The organism is Streptomyces sp. MMBL 11-1, from assembly GCF_028622875.1.
GTDB lineage: Bacteria > Actinomycetota > Actinomycetes > Streptomycetales > Streptomycetaceae > Streptomyces.
Map to the genome: position 1 here is coordinate 2,158,547 of NZ_CP117709.1, position 18,243 is coordinate 2,176,789.

Below are 18,243 nucleotides of genomic sequence, written 5' to 3' on the forward strand. Positions count from 1 at the left end.
GAGCGGGTCACTTTCCAGGTGAGTTCACTTCTCGAATCCAGCAGGGTGGCACTGAGTGCCACGTCTTCCAGAAGTGCAGCCATGTCGAAAACGCTCATCTGAGCGTAAGCCCGATCAAGGGTGTCGTGAATCACGCTCGTTTCGGACCCCGGATTTCAGGATCCGGACGCCTCGGGCAGTCGTTGAGCACCCTGCGGCGCACCTCTTTCAGGCTACGGGCGAAGGTCCGAGACCGCGCGGGCTCCACCGGCGGCGGGGGCCTCACCGGCACCGGGGCGGCCCCGAGCCCACGGCGTGCCGTACGGGCAGGGCGGCATCACGGCATCGCGGCAAGCGCGAGAGGCCCGCCGCTCACGGACCGCGAAAGGCCTCCCCCGTACGGAACGCGCGTGGGTCCCCCGTACGGGTTCAGCCGCCGGAGGTGTCCAGCTCCGCGTCGGCGCTGATGCCCGCGCAGTCGTACGGGTCCTTCAGCCAGCCGTCCGGCAGGACGACCCGGTTGTTGCCCGAGGTCCGCCCGCGCGGCCCGTCGGCGCCGTCCGGCCAGGGCTGGTCGAGGTCCAGCTCGTGGAGCTGACTGCCCAGCTCCTCGAGGGAGGAGGTGATCGCCAGCTTCTTGCGCATCTCGGAGCCGACCGCAAAGCCTTTGAGATACCAGGCCACGTGCTTGCGGAAGTCGATCACGCCACGGGCCTCGTCGCCGATCCACTCCCCCAGCAGCGTCGCGTGGCGCACCATGACGTCCGCGACCTCGCGCAGGGCGGGCGCGTACCGGTCCTCGCGGCCCTCCATGGCGCTCACCAGGTCGGCGAAGAGCCAGGGCCGCCCCAGGCAGCCGCGTCCGACGACGACACCGTCGCAGCCGGTCTCCCGCATCATCCGCAGGGCGTCGTCGGCACACCAGATGTCGCCGTTGCCGAGCACGGGAATCTCCGGGACGTGCTCCTTGAGCCGGGCGATGGCGTCCCAGTCGGCGGTGCCGCCGTAGTGCTGGGCGGTGGTGCGCCCGTGCAGGGCGACGGCGGTGACGCCCTCCTCGACGGCGATGCGGCCGGCGTCGAGGAAGGTGAGGTGGTCGTCGTCGATGCCCTTGCGCATCTTGATGGTGACGGGGAGGTCTCCGGCGTGGGAGACGGCTTCCTTGAGGATGGCCCGCAGCAGGGGCCGCTTGTACGGGAGCGCGGAGCCGCCGCCCTTACGGGTGACCTTGGGGACCGGGCAGCCGAAGTTCAGGTCGATGTGGTCGGCCAGGTCCTCGTCCACGATCATCCGGACGGCCTTGCCGACGGTGACCGGGTCCACCCCGTAGAGCTGGATCGAGCGCGGGGTCTCGGACGCCTCGAAGTGGATGAGCTGCATGGTCTTCTCGTTGCGCTCGACCAGCGCTCGCGTGGTGATCATCTCGCTGACGAACAGCCCCTTGCCGCCGGAGAACTCCCGGCACAGCGTCCTGAACGGGGCGTTGGTGATGCCGGCCATCGGGGCCAGCACGACCGGCGGCCGCACGGTGTGCGGGCCGATGCTGAGCTGCGGGAGGGCGGGGGCGAGCGTGGTCATGGCTCCATTGTCGCGTACGCGGCGCGGGACGCGGACGGACGGACGCCTGAGGGCAGCCCCGTGGCGGCTCAATCGGGGTCCTGATCCCCGTTATCGGAACGCCTCCGACGGAATCGCCTGCCCTGGCCGCGACGGGATGACGATCTCGAGTTCTTCGGCACAGGCGAGAAGGGCAAACGAAAAGACACCGATTCGTCTGCTCACCTGTCTCCTCCACAACCGAGCATGTGCGGGCCGCCCGAATCGGAGAGCGGTCACCCGGCTGACCCGGCGCGAGAAGGATTCCCGGATCTCTTCGCCAAGCTGCATAAAGAGTGCGCGAACAGACGGCGGAATCCGACGATGCGCGGCGCACTCGGTGGACCTGGGACGGCCCTGGTGAGCCGCTCCGGCCGGGCGCGGACGGACAGGCGGGCTGTCACTGGGAGCTGCCGGGCGACGCGATCAGCGGCATCGCGCGCATCCGGTCCGGTAGGGGCTGCCCCGTGCTGCCCGGTTTCACTCCCGTCGCCGCTGTCGTCGGCGGTGCGACGCGTACCGCCCGACCACACACAGAACCCTCTCTGCGTCATATCGGCGACCAGGTAAGGAATTTGACGAAGTATCCACCGAAGGAAGCGGAGTTTCCCGACCGTGACCACCCCGACGACGAAATCTAAAGCAGCCGGGTTGCCCACTCCTTCGATGATTCTTTTCACCCCCGGCCGCTTTCCGTGCCGCCCTCCCGCAATGCAAAGATCTCTGCGACGCCGACCGCCTGACCCGTGGGCGGCGCAAGAGAGGCGGCCTCGCCAATTAAGAAGCAGCGAGGGCCTGTTCATCCACAAGTGGGGGAAATCTTCATGCGCAGAACCAGCACGCGCGGCATCGCACTGTCCGCCATCGCCATCCTCACCAGCAGTGCCCTGCTCGCCACCGTGGCGCCCACGGCCACGGCCGCCGTCCCGGCGCAGCAGCAGGCGACGGCGCTGGCGGCAGCAGAGGAAGTACCGCCGCTCACCACCGAGCAGCGGCAGTACATCGAGGAGGGCATGGGCCCGGAGGCGATGGCCGAACTGGAAAGGGCCATGAGCCGGGGATCCTCCGGCAGCGTGCAGCCCCGCGCGTTTCCGATCGCCGCCGCGGCCATCGCGGCCGCCGCCTGGTGCGCGAAGGGTGCGCTGGCCTCCATTCCCACCTCGGTGCTGAGCGATATCGGGGCGGGCAAGGCATCCAGCAAGAAGACCTACGTCCGCAATGCCATCATCGGATGCATCGGCGGGGAGATCGGCGGCGTCGTCTGGAAGTTCCTGCCCGGGTGGGTGAAGGACAAGGCCGTCAACATGGTCATCGCCTTCATCATCAAGTACGTCCGCTGAGGGCCGTCCCGCCGCCCCCGGTGGATCAGCGCGCGGCGTCGGATGCGCGTCATCGCAAGCCTGCGGGGACATCCGCATACTGGATGTACGGGGATGTTCCGACAGCGAGGCGAGGTGCCGCAGCCGTCGTCGCGCGTCGGCCGGGAACAGCGCGACGGACCTGCGGCAGGGCACGACAGAGCACGAGGTACACATGGCCTACCTGTTCCTCTTCGGCTGCTTCTTCCTGCTGGTCGTCGTCAGTTCGCTGGCAGCCCGCACCGGCTACCGGGGCAAGGTGTGCGACGGGGCCGTCGGCTACGAGGTCCCGGCCGAGGTGAAGGCTGACCCCGCACTGCGGAAGCGGGCGAACGACCTGGTGGCGTTCTGGTGTACCGGTGTCGCCGCACTCGGGGCCGCGCCGCTGGTTCCCCTGGGCATCGTCATCATGAGCGGTGGCGGCCGGTCGATCTCGACCTGGGGGCTCGCTGCCTTCGCCGGGTACGCCCTGATCATCGGGATCGTCGGCGGCTATCCGTTTGAGAAGATCAAGCAGCTCGGGGCCTCCGCAGGGCGGTGAGCGCAGGCGGTATAACCCGTGAGGGCCCGAGACCGGAAGCCGCCTCGGGCCCTCACGGGTGCGCCCCTGGTACCTCCGGGGCCCGGCCTCCCCGTGCGATCCGGTGCGAGGGCTCCGGCAGGCGCAGCTCTCGGCGTCCACCGCCGGACGGCTGACTGGGCACGGCCCACCGGGTGGGCGGAGCCAGGAAGCGGGGTGCCCGACGTGCGGCGGTCCCACAGTCAGAACGTCACCCCGTCGCGGATCAACGGGCAGGTCATGCAGTGCCCGCCGCCCCGGCCCCGGCCGAGCTCCGCCCCGACGATGGTGATGACCTCCACCCCGGCCCGGCGCAGCAGCGCGTTGGTCTGGGTGTTGCGGTCGTAGGTGAAGACCACGCCGGGCTCCAGCGCCACCGCGTTGTTGCCGCTGTCCCACTGCTGGCGCTCCGAGGCGTAGACGTCACCGCCCGTCTCGATCACCCTCAGCTGGGGGAGGCCGAGGGCGCGGGCCACGACCTCGGTGAACGGGGTGCTGCCCTCGTCGGTGATCTCGATCCCGGGAGCCAGGTCGGACGGCCGCAGCGAGAAGGCGTGGACGCCGTCCATGATGCGCGGGTACAGCGTGACGATGTCCCGGTCGGCGAAGGTGAACACCGTGTCGAGGTGCATCGCCGAGCGCAGCTTCGGCATCCCGGCGACGATCACGTGCTCGGCCGCCCCCTGCTCGAACAGGGCGGCCGCGACCTGTGTGATGGCCTGGCGGGAGGTCCGTTCGCTCATGCCCATGAGGACGACGCCGTTGCCGACGGGCATGATGTCGCCGCCCTCGAACGTGGCCTGGCCCCACTCCTTCTCGGGGTCGCCCCACCAGACGTGGGAGCCCCGGAAATCGGGGTGGAAGGTGTAGATCGCCTTCATCAGCAGGGTCTCGTCGCGCCGGGCGGACCAGTAGAGCGGGTTCAGGGTCACTCCGCCGTAGAGCCAGCAGGTGGTGTCGCGGGTGTACAGGGTGTTGGGCAGCGGCGGCATCAGGTACTCCCGTGCCCCGGCCCCCTCGCGGGCGAGTGCCACGTACCCCGAGCGGAACGCGTCGGGGAGGTCGGCGGTGGCGAGCCCACCGATCAGGTACTCCGCGAGCTGCCGCGGGGTCAGGGTCTCCAGGAAGGCGCGGGTGTCGTCGATCAGGCCGAGGCCCACCTCGTTGGCGGTGATCTTCCGGTCCAGGAGCCACGACCGGGCCTCGGGCAGAGCCACCGTGGCGGCGAGCAGTTCGTGCAGTTCGACGACCTCCACGCCACGCCCGGTGAGCTGGGCGACGAAGTCGGCGTGGTCCCGCTGGGCGTTCTCCACCCACATCACGTCGTCGAAGAGCAGGTCGCCGGAGTTGGTCGGGGTCAGGCGCCGGTGGGCCAGTCCGGGGGCGCAGACGAGAACCTTGCGCAGGCGTCCCACCTCGGAGTGGACGCCGAGGGCGGAAGCGGGGCGGTGCTGTTCACGATGGGCCTTTCGCTCGGTTACGGCAGAGGGGACGTGCGGGAACCCCGCTCGCTGCGGGCGAGTGCGGGAATCACTCGGACCGGGCGAGTGCGGGAACCGCTCAGAGCTCGATCCAGCCCATGGCCAGCGCCACGACCCCGGCGACAGCACCGGCGACCGAGACCGCGCAGATGACGGCCTCGCCCGGGGAGAAGACCCGGCGTCCCTGTTCCCTACGGGACTTGACGAAGAGGAAGGTGGCCGGGGCGTAGAGGATGAAGGAGACGAGGACGAACTTCAGCCCCGCCGCGTACAGCAGGAACGCGGTGTAGAGCGTGGCCACCACGGCGATCACCAGCTCGCGCCGGGTACTGCGTCCCGCCACGTCGGGCCGGCCCGGCCGCCGGGCGATCCGTACCGCGAAGGCGGCGGCCAGCAGGAAGGGGATCAGGCTCAGCGCGCTGGTCAGGTCGAGGGCGAAGTTGAAGGCGTCGTCGGAGAACAGCGTCACGACGAGCACGACCTGGCTCAGGCACGTGGTCATCAGGAGCGCGGCCTCGGGCACGTCCGCCCAGGTCGACCTCCCCAGGAAGCGGGGCATGTCCTGGTCCTTCGCGGCGACGAACAGGACCTCGGCGGCCATCAGCGTCCAGGCGAGGTAGGCGCCGAGCACGGAGACGATGAGCCCCACGCTGACGAAGACCTTGCCCCAGGTGCCGACCGCCGATTCCAGCACCTCGGCCATCGAGGGCTGTCGCAGCTCGGCGATCTCGGCCATCGGCAGCAGCCCGTAACTGACGATCGTGACGGAGGCGAAGACGGCGAACACACTGAGGAATCCGAGGACGGTGGCTCGCCCCACGTCCTCGCGGCGCTTGGCGTGACGCGAGTAGACGCTGGCCCCTTCGACGCCGAGGAAGACGAAGACCGTCGCGAGCATCGTGCCGCGGACCTGGTTGAAGAGGGAGCCCGCGTAGTCGGCGCCGCCGAAGTTGTCCGCGAAGACCGAGGCGTCGAAGTAGAACAGCGCCAGGATCACGAAGAAGAGGATGGGGACGATCTTGGCCACGGTGACGATCCGGTTGATCGCCGCGGCTTCCTTGACGCCGCGGCGGATCAGGAGGAAGAACCCCCACAGGCCGATCGAGGAGATCACCACCGCCGTCACGGTGTCGCCGTCGCCGAGCACCGGTGCCACCGCGCCGACCGTCGACATGATGAGCACCCAGTAGGTAACGTTGCCGACGCAGGCGCTGGCCCATTGACTTGCTCCTCGGGCTGAAGCCCGAGGATTCTGGTCTTCCGTTCCGTTGCTGTGCCGCTACGCGGCACGAGGTTCGGGCGGGAATCCGTGGCTTCCTGCTTCGTCGCGCTGTGCCAGGACGAGTCCTGGTCCTACCTGCGCTCCACAGGCTGTGACCGCCAGCCCGGCGGCCGCTTTGACGTTCTTCGCGGCGTTGTGGTCCCGGTCATGTACCGCACCACAGGCGGCACAGGTCCAGGTCCGGACGTGCAAGGGCTTGGGGCCGTCCTTGGCCCCGCACTGCGAGCAGACCTGGCTGGTCGGTGTGAACCGGCCGATCTTCACCAGGGTCCGCCCGTACCGAACCGCTTTGTACTCCAGCATGTGTACGAACTGCGACCAGCCCGCGTCATGCACACTCTTCGCCAGCTTGGTGCGTGCCAGTGCCCTGACCGCCAGGTCCTCCACGGCAATCCCTTGGTTCTCGGAGATCAGCCGGGTGGAGAGCTGGTGGTGGAACTCACGGCGGGCGTCCGTCACTTGTGCGTGTGCGCGAGCGACCTTGAGTCGCGCCTTCTCGCGGTTCCTGGATCCCTTCTGTTTGCGCGACAGCTCGCGTTGGGCCCTCTTCAGCTTCTTCTCCGCGCGGCGCAGGAACCTGGGGGAGTCGATCTTCGTGCCGTCGGAGAGGACGGCGAAGTGCGTCAGCCCGAGGTCGATGCCGACTGTCCGGTCACTGCTGGGCATCCGGGCGGCGTCGGCGGCCGGGTCGGTGTCGATGACGAACGAGGCGAAGAACCGTCCGGCCGCGTCCTTGATGACGGTGACCGAGGTCGGGGTGGCGGGCAGGGTGCGGGACCACTTCACCTTCACCGGACCGATCTTCGGCAGGTTCAGCCGGCCACTGTCAGTGACGGACCAGCGGGCGTTGGCGGTGAACCGGATCGACTGCCGTGCGTCTTTACGGGACTTGAAGCGGGGCGGGCCGATCCTGGGGCCCTTGCGGGTGCCCTTGAGGGAGGCGAAGAAGTTCCGGTACGCGGTCTCGACGTCGCGCAGGGACTGCTGCAGGACGACCGCGGAGACCTCGCCCAGCCAGGAGCGTGAGGCGGTCTGCTTGGCCTGCGTGATCAGGCTGGTGGACAGCTCGCCGATCTTCGGGAACGGCTGCTGGGCCTTGCGGGCGTCCTCGCGGGCGCGCACCGCGTCGTTGAACACGACGCGGGCGCACCCGAACGCCTTCGCCAACGCCCTCTGCTGGCCGGGGTCCGGGTACAGGCGGAAGGCGTACCGGAGCTGCATGACGGCCACGATACATACTTGGGTTATGGGCGATATGCAGAAGATCAGAACTGGTCGGCACTGTGCTTTCGTGATGCATGTGCACTTGGTCTTCGTCACCAAGTTCCGGCACAGAGTGTTCACCGATGCCCACTTGAAGCGTATGGAGGAGATCATGCGATCCGTGTGCACGGACTTCGAGTGCGAGCTGGTGGAGTTCAACGGCGAGGACACCCACGTCCACCTCCTGGTGAACTTCCCGCCCAAGGTCGCCGTGACCAAGCTGGTCAACTCCCTCAAAGGCGTTTCCTCGCGCCGCCTGCGCCAGGAGTTTCCCGACCTCGTGCGCCACTACTGGCGGGCCAACAAGCTGTGGTCCGGCTCCTACTTCGCCGGAACCGTCGGCGGTGCCCCGCTCACCGTGGTCAGGCAGTACATCGAGCAGCAGAACCGGCCGGCATGAGCGTTCCCCGCCTCCGCCGGGGCAGACGCGGCGACGCTTCGCGTCGCCACCATCAGATTCGCTTCACCCCCGGCGTGAACGCCGGAGCACTGCGAATGAATCCCGGTAGCCGAAGGCGGAGAAGAAGCCGAGGTACTCGCCGAAGCCCGCCTTCGCGTAGGCGTAGACCCCGGCGTCCAGGTCGGGCCGGCGGACGGCGAGCGTCTGGAAGACGAAGGCGAGCATCAGCATGCCGGTCCCGGCGACGGCCCAGGCGATCAGCGCTCCCACGACGCCGGTCTCCTGCGCGAAGCGTCGGGGCAGTGAGAACACCCCGGCGCCCACCATCGAGCCGACGACCATCGCGGTGAGCGTCAGGAGTGTCAGCTTCACCGCCGGTCGCGACTCGGCCCGAGGTTCGGCGTGCGTCATGACGTTCCCCTGTCGATGCGGTCATCGGTCCTCCAGGGAAAATAGCAACCTTATGTGCCGGTATGACCCATATCGCCACGGGCGGAGTGGTGCACCGGGCCACGGGCCCACTCCCGGAGCTGAACGACGCCGATGAACTCGACTCGTTCCGGACACACCCGCACCCGGCGACCCAGCGACCCGGCCGCCCGACCTCCTGGCCACCTGGCCTCCTGGCCGCCTGGCCGCCCGGCCGGAATCTCTCGCCGCCACCGCAGGATTCCTCGACCGGGGCCATGAGAGTGGCGGTGGCGTCAGCGGGCAGAAGCATTCTCAACTTTGGGAGGCTGTGGTGACGTGTGACCGGATGGGACTGGCTGATGTGCTGGCGGCGGCGGAGAACGCGGCCCCGGTGGACTCACTCGATGTCGTGGCGCGCAATCTGCGCACCCGGTTCGGTGCGCGGTACGTGTCGTTCCTGTTCGTCGACGTGGTCGGCAGCTGTCTGCTGCGGATCAACGACACGGTCGGTGTGTCCCAGGAGCACCGGACCGAGAGAGTCCCCCTGGCCGGCAGCGGCATCTACGACAAGGTTCTGCGGGCGCAGAAGCCCGTGCTGACGGAGGAGGGCGGGCTGGGGCAGCGCGTGCTCGCGCCGGTCACCAACCGCGGTGACAGCATCGGCGTGCTGGAACTGTTCCTCGACGTCGTGACCGAAAGCGTGCTGAAGCAGGTCGAGGAGGCCGCGCACGCACTGGCGTACATCGTCGTCACCGACCGTCGCTTCACCGACCTCTACCACTGGGGAAACCGCACCACGACGGTCAGTCTGGCGGCGGAGATCCAGCGGCAGCTCCTTCCCTCGGCCCCCTCCTGCGAGGCGGGGGAATTCGCGCTCGCCGGGGCCCTGGTCCCGGCGTCCGACATCGCCGGGGACACCTACGACTACAGCCTCGACCACGACACCCTGCATCTGTCCGTCACCGACGCCATGGGCCACGACGTCGACGCCTCGCTCACCGCCACGCTGGTCGTGAACGCCTCCCGCGGCGCCCGCCGTGCCGGGGCGGGCCTCGCCGAACAGGCCCGCCACATGCATCAGACCCTCCTCGACCACGGGCGCCACGCCTACGCCACGGGCCAGTTGCTCCGCATCGCCCTTGACGGAAGCGGCGCGCAGATGGTCAACGCCGGCCATCCCGGGCCGCTCAGGCTGCGCGACGGCGCGGTCGAGGAAGTGGGCATGGCCGTCAACATGCCGTTCGGCTTCACCGCGCAGGGCTCCTATGAGGTACAGGACATCGACCTGCGCCCCGGTGACCGTCTCGTGCTGTTCACCGACGGAATGCAGGAACGCGAAGCGGAGGCGGTCGACCTGCCCGGCCTCCTGCTGCGGACCGCGGCCGAGCACCCGCGCGAGGTCGTCCGCACCTTGGTCGCCGCGGTGGCCGACGCCTATGGCGGCCGGCCGCCGAAGGACGACGCCACCGTCCTGTGCCTTGACTGGCGAGGCCCGAGCGGCGGTACGCACCGGCCGGACGCCTGAACTCGAACGCTCCTCGGCATCACCAGACGCATCCGCTAGGGCCCCCGGGGGCGCCGGGCCCGCGAGGTGCCGCATGCAGGACTGTCGGGTACGAGGTCCCGGCGGAGGTGAGGTCGGACCCCGTGTTCCGGAACCGGGCGAACGGCCTGATGGCGTTCTGGTGCACGGGGGCCGCGATACTCGGCCTCGCCCCGCTGGAGGCCCTCGGGAGCGTCATGCTGGGGACGGCGGCACGTCAGAAGACGGACAGACCGGTCAGCGTGGTGAAGCGGTCGAGGGCCGACACACCCGCCACCGAGTTGCCACGCCGGTCGAGACCCGGGCTCCACACGCACAGGGTGCACACTCCCGGCACGATGGCGATGATCCCCCCGCCGACTCCGCTCTTGCCCGGCAGCCCCACCCGGTAGGCGAACTCCCCCGCCGCGTCGTACGTCCCGCAGGTCAGCATGACCGCGTTGATCTGCTTCGCCTGGCTGCGGGTCAGCAGCGACGAGCCGTCGGCCCGGATGCCGTGCCGGGCCAGGAACCCGGCGGAGAGGGCCAGGTCCGCGCACGACGCCTCGATCGAGCACTGGCGGAAGTAGGCGGCGAGCAGTTCGGGGACCGGGAGCGTGATGTTGCCGTAGGAGGCCATGAAGTGGCCCAGCGCGGCATTCCGGTCGCCGAAGGCCGCTTCGGAGGCGGCGACCTCCGGTACGAAGTCGATGGCGGCATTACCGCTCTCCGAGCGCAGCAGCTCCCGCACCTGCCCCGCGGCGTCCCCGGTCAGCGCCTGCAGCCGGTCGGTCACCACCAGGGCGCCGGCGTTGATGAACGGGTTGCGGGGGATGCCGTTCTCGTACTCCAGCTGCACCAGGGAGTTGAACGGGTTGCCCGACGGCTCCCGGCCGACGCCCCGCCATATCTGCTCACCGTCCAGGGAGAGCGCCAGCGCCAGGGCGAAGACCTTGGAGATGGACTGCGTCGAGAACGGCTGCTGCCAGTCGCCGACGCCGTAGACGGTTCCGTCCGGTTCCGCGACGGCCATGCCGAAGCGCCGGGGGTCGGCGTCGGCGAGCATCGGTATGTAGTCGGCGGGGGCGCCGTGGTCGGGGAGGGCGGCCATCTCCTCGGCGATACGGCGGATGACGCCGCTGAAGCGGTGGTCGTCGGCGCCCGGAGCGGCGTTGCTCGTCCGGGGGGCGGCGGAGGGGTGGGACACGGCGATTCCTGACGGGGAGAGGAGCGAGGCGGCGGCCCGGCGGACGGGGCCTGAGCGAGGCGGTCGCCCCCTAGTCTGGCCCGCCCACCCGGGTGGCCAGGAATTTCCCTGGCGCCGCGTTCCCGGGACGACCGCCCGGGCCCGGATCCGCCCCCGCCGGATCCGCCCCCGCCGGATCCGCCCCCGCAGGATAGGCGGGCTGTCCCCGTCACGCGGCGACGGCGGTCACGGTGGACGAGGGCGGCCTGCGCTGCGTGCTCCCCCTGAGTCGCCTGGTCACCGCCACGCGTTGACGGCAGCGCCACCCGGCAGCACCACCCCGCGCGGTCCAGCAGGCCCTACCCCGGACAGGCCCGCTGGCCGGATGGATCAGTTCCTCTTGATCGCGAAGGCTGAGCCTGTCGAAACATGCTCAGCCGATCGGAGAACCCAGTGTTCCGCTTGAAGTCCTCACGCCGTACGGTGGCGCGCGCCGCCGCAGTCGTCCTGGCCGGAGCGGCGTGCGCCGCCACGATGACCGGGAGCGCCGGGGCCATCGTCAACGGCGAGGATTCCACTCAGCGTTACCCCTCCATGGTGTCGATCCCCGTGACGGGCGCGGACGACCCGACGTTCAAGGGGGTCTGCGGGGGATCGCTGATCGACTCGCGATGGGTGCTCACGGCCGCCCATTGTGTGGACCCGAGGCTGGTCACCCTGGACGGCACCGTCCGGATCGGCAGCGAGTGGAAGGACGCCGGGGGCACGGTCCGGTCCGTCGCGAAGACGGTGTCCCACCCCGGCTACAGGAGCGGTGAGGACACCGGCCCCAACCGCGCCGACATCGCCCTGATCCGTCTGAACCGCCCGGTCGCGGAGAAGCCCATCCGTATGGCCGACCGTCCGGGGCGGCCCGGCACCCCGACCCGGATCCTCGGCTTCGGCAGGACCGACGACGCACCCGACGCCCCGTGGGTCTTCCCCGACCGACTCCAGGAACTCGACACCCGACGGGGTGCGGTGACCGACTGCGCACCGGGCTACGCGGACAGCACGCGCCTGTGCACCGTCAGCCGGACACCCGGGGCCATGGCGTGCAACGGCGACTCGGGCGGCCCCCAGCTCCAGAGGGACCGGAAGGGCCGCTGGGAGCTCATCGGCGTCACCTCGGGCCCCGGCGCACCGGGCGTGCCCTGCAGCGAAGGACCGGGGCTCTACACCAGCGCCCCCGCCTACGCGGGCTGGATCCGTGAGGCGACAGGCCGCCACGGCTGATTCGGGACGCCGACACGCTGGGTCGCCGCGACGCAGCCGCCCCGCAGCGAAGATCACGTCGCCGTCACCGGCCGCCCGCGAAGTAGACGGTGGCGGCGACCGCGAGCAGCAGGAAGCCGCCCGGGAAGGCGATGTTGTGGAAGACGCGGGCGCGGAGGTGGGCCAGGACCGCGCCGACGAAGAACGCGGTCAGGCCGACTGCCGCCGCCAGGCCCAGCCAGCGGTTCCCGGACAGGCCGAAGAGGAGACCGGCGGCGCCCGCGAGTTTCAGTGTCGCCAGATACGGCACGGTGGCCGGCGGGAGCCCGACCTCCGCGGAGTTCGCCAGGACGAAGGGCACCCGCGCGTAGTCCGCGACCGCGATCAGCACGTTCGCGACGACGCATCCCACCGTGGCGATGAACAGTACGGAACTCATGTGATCACCAACTGTAGTCTCACGATTTGCTCACTCTCGGGAGGCGGACAGGGAAGGTTTCCCCACCCCCCGTCCTGACGGCCGTCGGCCCCGGAAAGTGACACCCGTGCCGATCACGGTCGAAGAGTTCGAGACCGCGCGTCCGCGTCTCCTCTCCGTCGTCCACCGCAAGCCGGGCTCGGCCCAGGACGTTCAGGACGCCGTCCGGACCGCATGGGTACGGACCGCCACCGGGCGACCGTACGGCACGGGAACCACGGACCTTCATCGTTGCCTCGGCCGCAGCCCGCACGAGAAGCCGGAGTCCGGGGCACCGGTCTCAGCGGAGGTACGTCTGCTGCCACTCGATCGACGTCATGGTGAGCGCGGCCTCGGCGAGGGACTGGGCGGAGGCCGTTTTGAGCTTGGCGATGCTGCTGTCGATCCAGGGCTGGACGTTGGAGCAGCCCTGTTCGCGGTATTCGACGGCTTGGAGAAGACATTCCAGCTTGTCGGCGTCGTGCGCGCAGACGACTTCGAGGGAGTCGCCGTTCTCGTACTCCTCCACGATCCGCTGGGCGCCGGCCTTCACCGCCGGATGCGCGGCCGATACCTGGTCGGCGGTGACCTTCTCGTTTCCGACGGCTTCGAGGTAGCGGCGGCCGATGTGCGGGATGTCGCCGACGCGGGTCTCCTGGGTGTCGTGCCACAGTCCGAGGAGAGCGGCCCGCGCGGGGTCGGCGCCCTCCATCATGGCGAGTACGGAGCCGATGAGCGCGACTCTGAAGCTGTGCTCGGCGATGGTCTCGGGGTCCTTCACCCCCGCGATCCACCAGCCGGACCGCTTGGCGCGCTTGAGCATTCCCATTTCCAGCAGAAAGCCTGTCGTGCCCTTTGCCTGCTCCTGCTCGGTGTCCGCCATGAAGTACGACCTCCGATGTGTCATGTGCGGTTCTCGCGTAGAACGTAAACCACCGCGCTGAGTTCCCGCCTCGCCCGCAGAGAGATCCCGTCGTGGTCGAGGAGCCGCGCGGTATGGGCGGCCAGACCGTCCGCGAGAACCGGGTCTGCCAGGGGCAGCCACCGATTGGAGGTCAGCAGGGCCCAGAGGGAGTGGACGTAGAGGTCCAGGTACGCGGGAGCCTGGTGCAGGCCGGTGGCGAGTCCGCGAAGGAGTCGTATGGGCTCCCAGTTGGTCGGACCGTGCCGCATGAAGCCGTCGTCCGTCTGCGCCTCTCGGATCGAACCGAACCAATAGGCCAAGTAGTTGAGGTTCGCGATCTCAGCGGAGTCATCGCCTGTCAAACTCCTCTCGATGAAGTCCCGCAGCGGCTGCTGGTCGCCAAGCCGCACCGACGCGGCGGCTGCTGATCGAGCGGTGGCCCAGTGCGGCGTCCAGCCACGGACGGAGAAGAGGTCGCGGCTGCCGTGCAGAGCGTGTGCCATCCACGATGTCGCCTCGGAGCCTTGGTCGTAGGAGCAGAGGTAGAGACACTGGCGATGGAGCAGTAGCCCGTCACCTCCGGCCCGCAACGCGGATTCGGCGGTCTCGCGGAGGCGCGCGAAGAACACGCTTCGGTCGGGCGCTGACAGGAGCGGGGCCTTGGCTACGGGACCGCGTCGCCCCGTCACCGCTCTGCGGGCCAGAGCGGGCGGAGCGGTCCCGTTCAGAGCCCAGGCGATCATGTGGGCCGTGTCGCGGGTGTGTACCCAGCTCGCGAGCGGATGACATACGTTGCCCTCCGGATGGATCGTGGACGTGATGACGCGGTCTGCGTCCATCGCCGGGTCGAGAAGGTGGAGGACTCCGGAATCCGCGCCCAACGCAAGTAACCGGCGTCGGATGTCGAGCAGGACACCCGCCTTCACATGGGCGAGCGGTCGCCGCCCGGTCTCCCAGCCCTGCCACGTACCAAGATCAACCCCCATCGCTTCGGCCATACCGGCCTGCGTGCGCATGCTCGTACTCTCCCGGGCCACGCGGAGAACGAACCCGGCAATAGTGCCCGCTGTCGCAGGTCCACGCGCGAATCCCTTCGCGTTCATGCCGCACCCCCGGTGTCCCTCGGCCGCCCGAACCCGTACCTCCGGTCAGTCCTACTTCATCGACGGTGCCCGTAGCTTCTGGTTCGACAACAACCACCGTCGTCAAGGAGGCCAGGATGGCTACCGCGGTTGAGCCTCATATGCGCCCCTGGGGAGCCGACCGGCTCGCCCCGTATCCGACCGTCACGCATCGGCCCCACGCTGCAGTCTCGCTCGACCCCGACACCCAGCTCGGCATCTTCACCGACCGCGTCGGCACGGTGGTCGACATGGGCAAGCACGGCACCAGCAAGGGCACCGAGACGAGCACGACCACGAACTCGGACTCCGCACCCGATCAAGGGCATGACCAGGACTCCGAGCAGGACTGACCGGTGACCGACAGAAGGCCGGTGCTGGTGGCCACCGAGGCGGACGACCTCACCGCCGACATGGTGATCAGCGAGCTGAATCGGCGCAACGTGCCGGTCGCCAGGTTCAACCCCGCCGACATCGGGGCGGCGCTGACGGTCTCCGCTCGGTTCGGGAGCTGCCCGGTCCCTGTGACCGGGCAGCTCCGCACCCCTTCGCGGACCGTGGAGCTGGCCGACGTCCGGTCGGTGTACTGGCGCCGCCCGGTGTGGCCGGCCTTCGACCGTCTCAGTACGGACGACGCACGGTTCGCGGCGGCCCACACCCGCTACGGGCTCGGCGGCATCCTGTATGCCCTCGACGGACCGCTGTGGGTCAACCATCCCCTGCGCAACGCTGCTGCCGACTACAAGCCGACCCAGCTCGCGGTTGCCCAGCGCCTCGGGCTCACAGTGCCGCCGACGCTGGTCACGAACGACCCGCACGAGGTACGAGCCTTCATCGAAAGCCACGATCAGGTGATCTTCAAAACGCTCCGATGGACGCCCTACCAGCGAGGTGGTGTTCCCCTCACCGGGTGGGCCGACCCGGTCGTGGCGACGGAGATCGACGAGCGCGTGGCGGTGGTGCCACACCTCTTCCAGGCCGTGGTGAAAAAGGCGGCCGATCTTCGCGTGCTGGTCGTCGGCCGTCACGTGTTCGCCATACGGATCGATTCCGGGATGCTGGACTGGCGCAAGGACTACTCGGCCTTGTCCTACCACGTGGTGGACCTGCCCGACCGCGTGGAGAAGGCGCTCCTGGCCTACCTGGACCACTTCGGTCTGGCCTCGGGAAGCTTCGACATCGCCGTCGACGAGGCCGGTGGCCTCTGGTGGCTGGAGCTGAACCCGAACGGACAGTGGGGGTGGCTGGAGGATTCCACCGGCCTTGCGATGTCCGCCGCATTCGCTGAACTGCTGACGCAAGGAGTTGCCCCATGACCGACACCGCCCAGGAGCGACGTGCCCTCGCCGGACGCCTGACGCGGGCGGGCGTCCTCATCGGCTCCCCATGGCGGGCGGCGGTGGAGGCTGTTCCCCGTGAACTGTTCCTGAAGCCAGGTGTGTTCCTGCCCGCAGAAGGTGGCCGGTGGCAGCCGGTGGCAGCGGCCGGGAGCGACCCGGCCGAGTGGGTACGGATCGCCTACCGCGACGATTCCCTGACCACCCAACTCGACGGGCACCTCACCGCCGACCAGGTCAGCAGCCCTGTGACCGGCTCTCCGACTTCCTCGTCCACCACCCCGGTCACCGTTGTGGACATGCTGGAGAAACTGGAGGTGGAGGACGGTCATCGGGTCCTGGAGATCGGCACAGGAACCGGCTACTCCGCCGCCCTCATGTGCTTCCGCCTCGGGGAGGACGCCGTCACCACGGTCGAAGTGGACCCCGGCGTCTCGGCCCGGGCGGACGACGCCCTGGAAGCGGCCGGATACTCGACCTGGACCGTCACGGGTGACGGGCTCCTCGGCCACCCTCACCGCGCCCCGTACGACCGCGTCATCGCTACCTGCGCGGTCCGTCGCATCCCCTACGCCTGGATCAGGCAGACCAAGCCGGGCGGCGTCATCCTCACCACGGTGGGCGGCTCCTGGCACTACGGCACAGGCCTGGCGAAGGTCACCGTCGCGGAGGACGGTACCGCCGAGGGCGCGATCATCGGCCGTAGCTCGTTCATGCAGGCCCGGTCCCAGGCGGAGGAACCCATCGGTGGTGACCTGTCGGCCCGCACGGCCTACGCCGACAGTGAGCGCGAGACCAAGGTGTCCCCGCTCCTGCTGGAGGACTGGATGCCCGCGTTCCTCGCTCAACTCGCGGCCCCGGGGGCGCGCTTCACTCGCGCGACATCGCTGGAGGGCAACCGGCTGCTGTACCTCTTCGACCCGGAGCGCGAGTCCTTCGCCTCGTTCACGGAGAACGACGGCACCTGGACGGTCCGCCAGGGCGGCCCCATCGCCCTGTGGGACGTGGTCGAGCAGGCCCTCACCGCCTGGCAGGACGCGGACCGCCCCGACATCACCGAGGTACGGCTCCGCGTCACGAAGGAGGCCCACGTGTACTGGATCGACGGCCACCCCGCGCTGCGCTGGCGGCACGACCTCGTCTGAACAGCAGGATGCCCGCCGTGCGGGGCAGGGGGGCATCCGGTTGCCCCGGTGCGTTGTCAGCCGGCGTCGAACGCCCCGCCCCGGACGCCCGCGACGAACGCCGCGAAGGCGGTGTGGGGGACGGTGACCACGGGGCCGTCGACGACCTTGGAGTCACGGACCGGGACGATGCCGTGCGCGGCGGCGAGGTTGGCGGCGACCTCGACGCAGTCGCCGCCGTTGTTGCTGTACGAGGACGTGAACCAGCACGGGGATTCGGGCATCACAGGTGTCCCTTCGCCGCAGGAAGCAGAGGCAGCACCACCATGCACGGCGCGGCCGGGCGTGCACCAGAGGGCCTCGGGGCGGTCACGCGTCGAAGGCGTACTCCAGGACGTACGCGGCGGCATCGAGCACCATCTCGTTGACCTCCACGACACGCCCCTCCTCCGCGAAGGCGGTCCGGCAGATGAGCATGACGGGCGTTCCGGCCGGAAGCCTGAGCTTCGCGGTCTCCTCGGGCAGCGGCATGCGCGAGCGGACCTCCTCCCGGAAGTGGACTGGGCCATGGCCCAGTTCGGCGAGCCGGGCGTAGATCCCACCGGGCCCCGTGTCCGGCTCGGTGATGGCCGAACCCTCGACCAGAGACGCCGGGAGGTACGACGTCGAGAGCAGCACCGGCTTCCCGTCCAGGTTGAACCGGCGGCTCCTGACCCAGACACGCTCACCGTCGAGTCCGAGCACGCGCGCCGCGTACTCCGAGGCGGCGTCGGCCTCTCGCACCTCCAGGCGATCCACCACCAGGTCTCTGCCTGAGAGCTCCGCTTCCCAGACCGAGCGCCCGGTCCCCCACTGCGCGGGTGCCAGACGCTGAATCCCTCGACGCACGAGCGGTCGGGGTTCGGGCTCGCGCCCGCTGGTGTCGGTGGCGGTCATCAAGGGGTGCCCCCTCTCTCGGAACAGCAGGGTGCCCCACCCTGCGCGGCACGGTGGGGCACCCGGTTGCTCG

General features: G+C 69.5%; 15 protein-coding genes and 4 pseudogenes. 8 read left to right on the forward strand and 11 right to left on the reverse strand.

The features are described 5' to 3' along the window. Positions 1-408 precede the first annotated feature (408 nt). Positions 409-1,557, reverse strand: a complete 1,149-nt coding sequence (gene dusB, locus PSQ21_RS09270; protein ID WP_274029966.1) for a tRNA dihydrouridine synthase DusB — start codon at positions 1,555-1,557, stop codon at positions 409-411. A gap of 842 nt (positions 1,558-2,399) precedes the next feature. Between dusB and PSQ21_RS09275 the strand changes: the two genes are divergently transcribed. Continuing rightward, positions 2,400-2,915: a hypothetical protein gene (locus PSQ21_RS09275; protein WP_274029967.1), complete on the forward strand. Its 516-nt coding sequence runs from the start codon at positions 2,400-2,402 to the stop codon at positions 2,913-2,915. Positions 2,916-3,108: 193 nt separating this feature from the next. Continuing rightward, positions 3,109-3,474 (forward strand): hypothetical protein, encoded by a 366-nt coding sequence (locus tag PSQ21_RS09280; RefSeq protein ID WP_097955513.1) that lies wholly within the window; start codon positions 3,109-3,111, stop codon positions 3,472-3,474. 221 nt (positions 3,475-3,695) lie between these two features. Here PSQ21_RS09280 and PSQ21_RS09285 read toward each other — a convergent pair. The 3 genes and pseudogenes from PSQ21_RS09285 to PSQ21_RS09295 form a co-directional block, all read right to left on the reverse strand. Beyond that, positions 3,696-4,937, reverse strand: a pseudogene (locus PSQ21_RS09285) (arginine deiminase); the annotation flags it as partial. A gap of 115 nt (positions 4,938-5,052) precedes the next feature. After that, positions 5,053-6,207, reverse strand: a pseudogene (locus PSQ21_RS09290) (amino acid permease); the annotation flags it as partial. A 45-nt stretch (positions 6,208-6,252) separates the two neighbouring features. After that, positions 6,253-7,476: an RNA-guided endonuclease InsQ/TnpB family protein gene (locus tag PSQ21_RS09295; protein WP_274029968.1), complete on the reverse strand. Its 1,224-nt coding sequence runs from the start codon at positions 7,474-7,476 to the stop codon at positions 6,253-6,255. A gap of 25 nt (positions 7,477-7,501) precedes the next feature. Here PSQ21_RS09295 and tnpA point away from each other — a divergent pair, with 25 nt between their 5' ends. Continuing rightward, a complete protein-coding gene (gene tnpA, locus PSQ21_RS09300; protein WP_274029969.1) occupies positions 7,502-7,918 on the forward strand; it encodes an IS200/IS605 family transposase in 417 nt (138 codons plus the stop codon). An 87-nt stretch (positions 7,919-8,005) separates the two neighbouring features. On the opposite strand, the pseudogene PSQ21_RS09305 reads toward tnpA, so the two are convergent. Further along, positions 8,006-8,329 (reverse strand): annotated as a pseudogene (locus tag PSQ21_RS09305) (amino acid permease); the annotation flags it as partial. A gap of 346 nt (positions 8,330-8,675) precedes the next feature. Between PSQ21_RS09305 and PSQ21_RS09310 the strand changes: the two are divergent. Next, complete coding sequence (locus PSQ21_RS09310; RefSeq protein WP_443334377.1) at positions 8,676-9,854, forward strand: PP2C family protein-serine/threonine phosphatase; 1,179 nt, start codon at positions 8,676-8,678, stop codon at positions 9,852-9,854. Between the two features lie 235 nt (positions 9,855-10,089). Here PSQ21_RS09310 and PSQ21_RS09315 read toward each other — a convergent pair whose 3' ends face one another. Then, a complete protein-coding gene (locus tag PSQ21_RS09315; protein ID WP_274029972.1) occupies positions 10,090-11,058 on the reverse strand; it encodes a glutaminase in 969 nt (322 codons plus the stop codon). A gap of 432 nt (positions 11,059-11,490) precedes the next feature. On the opposite strand from PSQ21_RS09315, the gene PSQ21_RS09320 reads away from it, so the two are divergent. Beyond that, the gene (locus PSQ21_RS09320) at positions 11,491-12,312 is read left to right on the forward strand and encodes a S1 family peptidase (protein ID WP_274029973.1); all 822 of its coding nucleotides are present in this window, start codon (positions 11,491-11,493) and stop codon (positions 12,310-12,312) included. 64 nt (positions 12,313-12,376) lie between these two features. Here the strand turns inward: PSQ21_RS09320 and PSQ21_RS09325 are convergent, their stop codons facing one another. The 3 genes from PSQ21_RS09325 to PSQ21_RS09335 form a co-directional block, all read right to left on the reverse strand. Then, complete coding sequence (locus PSQ21_RS09325; protein ID WP_274029974.1) at positions 12,377-12,730, reverse strand: DoxX family protein; 354 nt, start codon at positions 12,728-12,730, stop codon at positions 12,377-12,379. A gap of 319 nt (positions 12,731-13,049) precedes the next feature. Then, a complete protein-coding gene (locus PSQ21_RS09330; RefSeq protein WP_274035686.1) occupies positions 13,050-13,631 on the reverse strand; it encodes an HD domain-containing protein in 582 nt (193 codons plus the stop codon). Between the two features lie 20 nt (positions 13,632-13,651). Beyond that, positions 13,652-14,668, reverse strand: coding sequence for an XRE family transcriptional regulator (locus tag PSQ21_RS09335; RefSeq protein ID WP_274029975.1), 1,017 nt, complete (start codon positions 14,666-14,668; stop codon positions 13,652-13,654). 203 nt (positions 14,669-14,871) lie between these two features. On the opposite strand from PSQ21_RS09335, the gene tgmA reads away from it, so the two are divergent. The 3 genes from tgmA to tgmC are packed head-to-tail and all read left to right on the forward strand — an operon-like array spanning position 14,872 to position 17,255. Then, the gene (gene tgmA, locus PSQ21_RS09340; protein ID WP_274029976.1) at positions 14,872-15,126 is read left to right on the forward strand and encodes a putative ATP-grasp-modified RiPP; all 255 of its coding nucleotides are present in this window, start codon (positions 14,872-14,874) and stop codon (positions 15,124-15,126) included. Positions 15,127-15,129: 3 nt separating this feature from the next. Continuing rightward, positions 15,130-16,089, forward strand: a complete 960-nt coding sequence (gene tgmB / locus PSQ21_RS09345) for an ATP-grasp ribosomal peptide maturase (RefSeq protein ID WP_274029977.1) — start codon at positions 15,130-15,132, stop codon at positions 16,087-16,089. Then, positions 16,086-17,255, forward strand: a complete 1,170-nt coding sequence (gene tgmC / locus PSQ21_RS09350) for an ATP-grasp peptide maturase system methyltransferase (RefSeq protein ID WP_274029978.1) — start codon at positions 16,086-16,088, stop codon at positions 17,253-17,255. The genes tgmB and tgmC overlap by 4 nt, the downstream gene beginning before the upstream one ends. Positions 17,256-17,311: 56 nt before the next feature. Here tgmC and PSQ21_RS09355 read toward each other — a convergent pair whose 3' ends face one another. Together PSQ21_RS09355 and PSQ21_RS09360 are read right to left on the reverse strand one after the other, a co-directional pair. Then, entirely contained in the window at positions 17,312-17,518 is a 207-nt protein-coding gene (locus tag PSQ21_RS09355) for a DUF397 domain-containing protein (protein ID WP_443334378.1), read from the reverse strand. Positions 17,519-17,603: 85 nt separating this feature from the next. Continuing rightward, a pseudogene (locus tag PSQ21_RS09360) lies at positions 17,604-18,131 on the reverse strand (GntR family transcriptional regulator); the annotation flags it as partial. Positions 18,132-18,243 lie beyond the last annotated feature (112 nt).

Excerpts from the sequence above, each read along its gene's own strand:
- tnpA (WP_274029969.1), top strand. The coding sequence starts at position 7,502 with ATGGGCGATATGCAGAAGATCAGAACTGGTCGGCACTGTGCTTTCGTG.
- PSQ21_RS09295 (WP_274029968.1), bottom strand. The coding sequence starts at position 7,476 with ATGCAGCTCCGGTACGCCTTCCGCCTGTACCCGGACCCCGGCCAGCAG.
- PSQ21_RS09280 (WP_097955513.1), top strand. The coding sequence starts at position 3,109 with ATGGCCTACCTGTTCCTCTTCGGCTGCTTCTTCCTGCTGGTCGTCGTC.
- tgmC (WP_274029978.1), top strand. The coding sequence starts at position 16,086 with ATGACCGACACCGCCCAGGAGCGACGTGCCCTCGCCGGACGCCTGACG.
- PSQ21_RS09355 (WP_443334378.1), bottom strand. The coding sequence starts at position 17,518 with ATGCCCGAATCCCCGTGCTGGTTCACGTCCTCGTACAGCAACAACGGC.
- PSQ21_RS09325 (WP_274029974.1), bottom strand. The coding sequence starts at position 12,730 with ATGAGTTCCGTACTGTTCATCGCCACGGTGGGATGCGTCGTCGCGAAC.
- PSQ21_RS09330 (WP_274035686.1), bottom strand. The coding sequence starts at position 13,631 with ATGGCGGACACCGAGCAGGAGCAGGCAAAGGGCACGACAGGCTTTCTG.
- tgmA (WP_274029976.1), top strand. The coding sequence starts at position 14,872 with ATGGCTACCGCGGTTGAGCCTCATATGCGCCCCTGGGGAGCCGACCGG.
- PSQ21_RS09310 (WP_443334377.1), top strand. The coding sequence starts at position 8,676 with ATGGGACTGGCTGATGTGCTGGCGGCGGCGGAGAACGCGGCCCCGGTG.
- PSQ21_RS09275 (WP_274029967.1), top strand. The coding sequence starts at position 2,400 with ATGCGCAGAACCAGCACGCGCGGCATCGCACTGTCCGCCATCGCCATC.
- PSQ21_RS09335 (WP_274029975.1), bottom strand. The coding sequence starts at position 14,668 with ATGCGCACGCAGGCCGGTATGGCCGAAGCGATGGGGGTTGATCTTGGT.
- dusB (WP_274029966.1), bottom strand. The coding sequence starts at position 1,557 with ATGACCACGCTCGCCCCCGCCCTCCCGCAGCTCAGCATCGGCCCGCAC.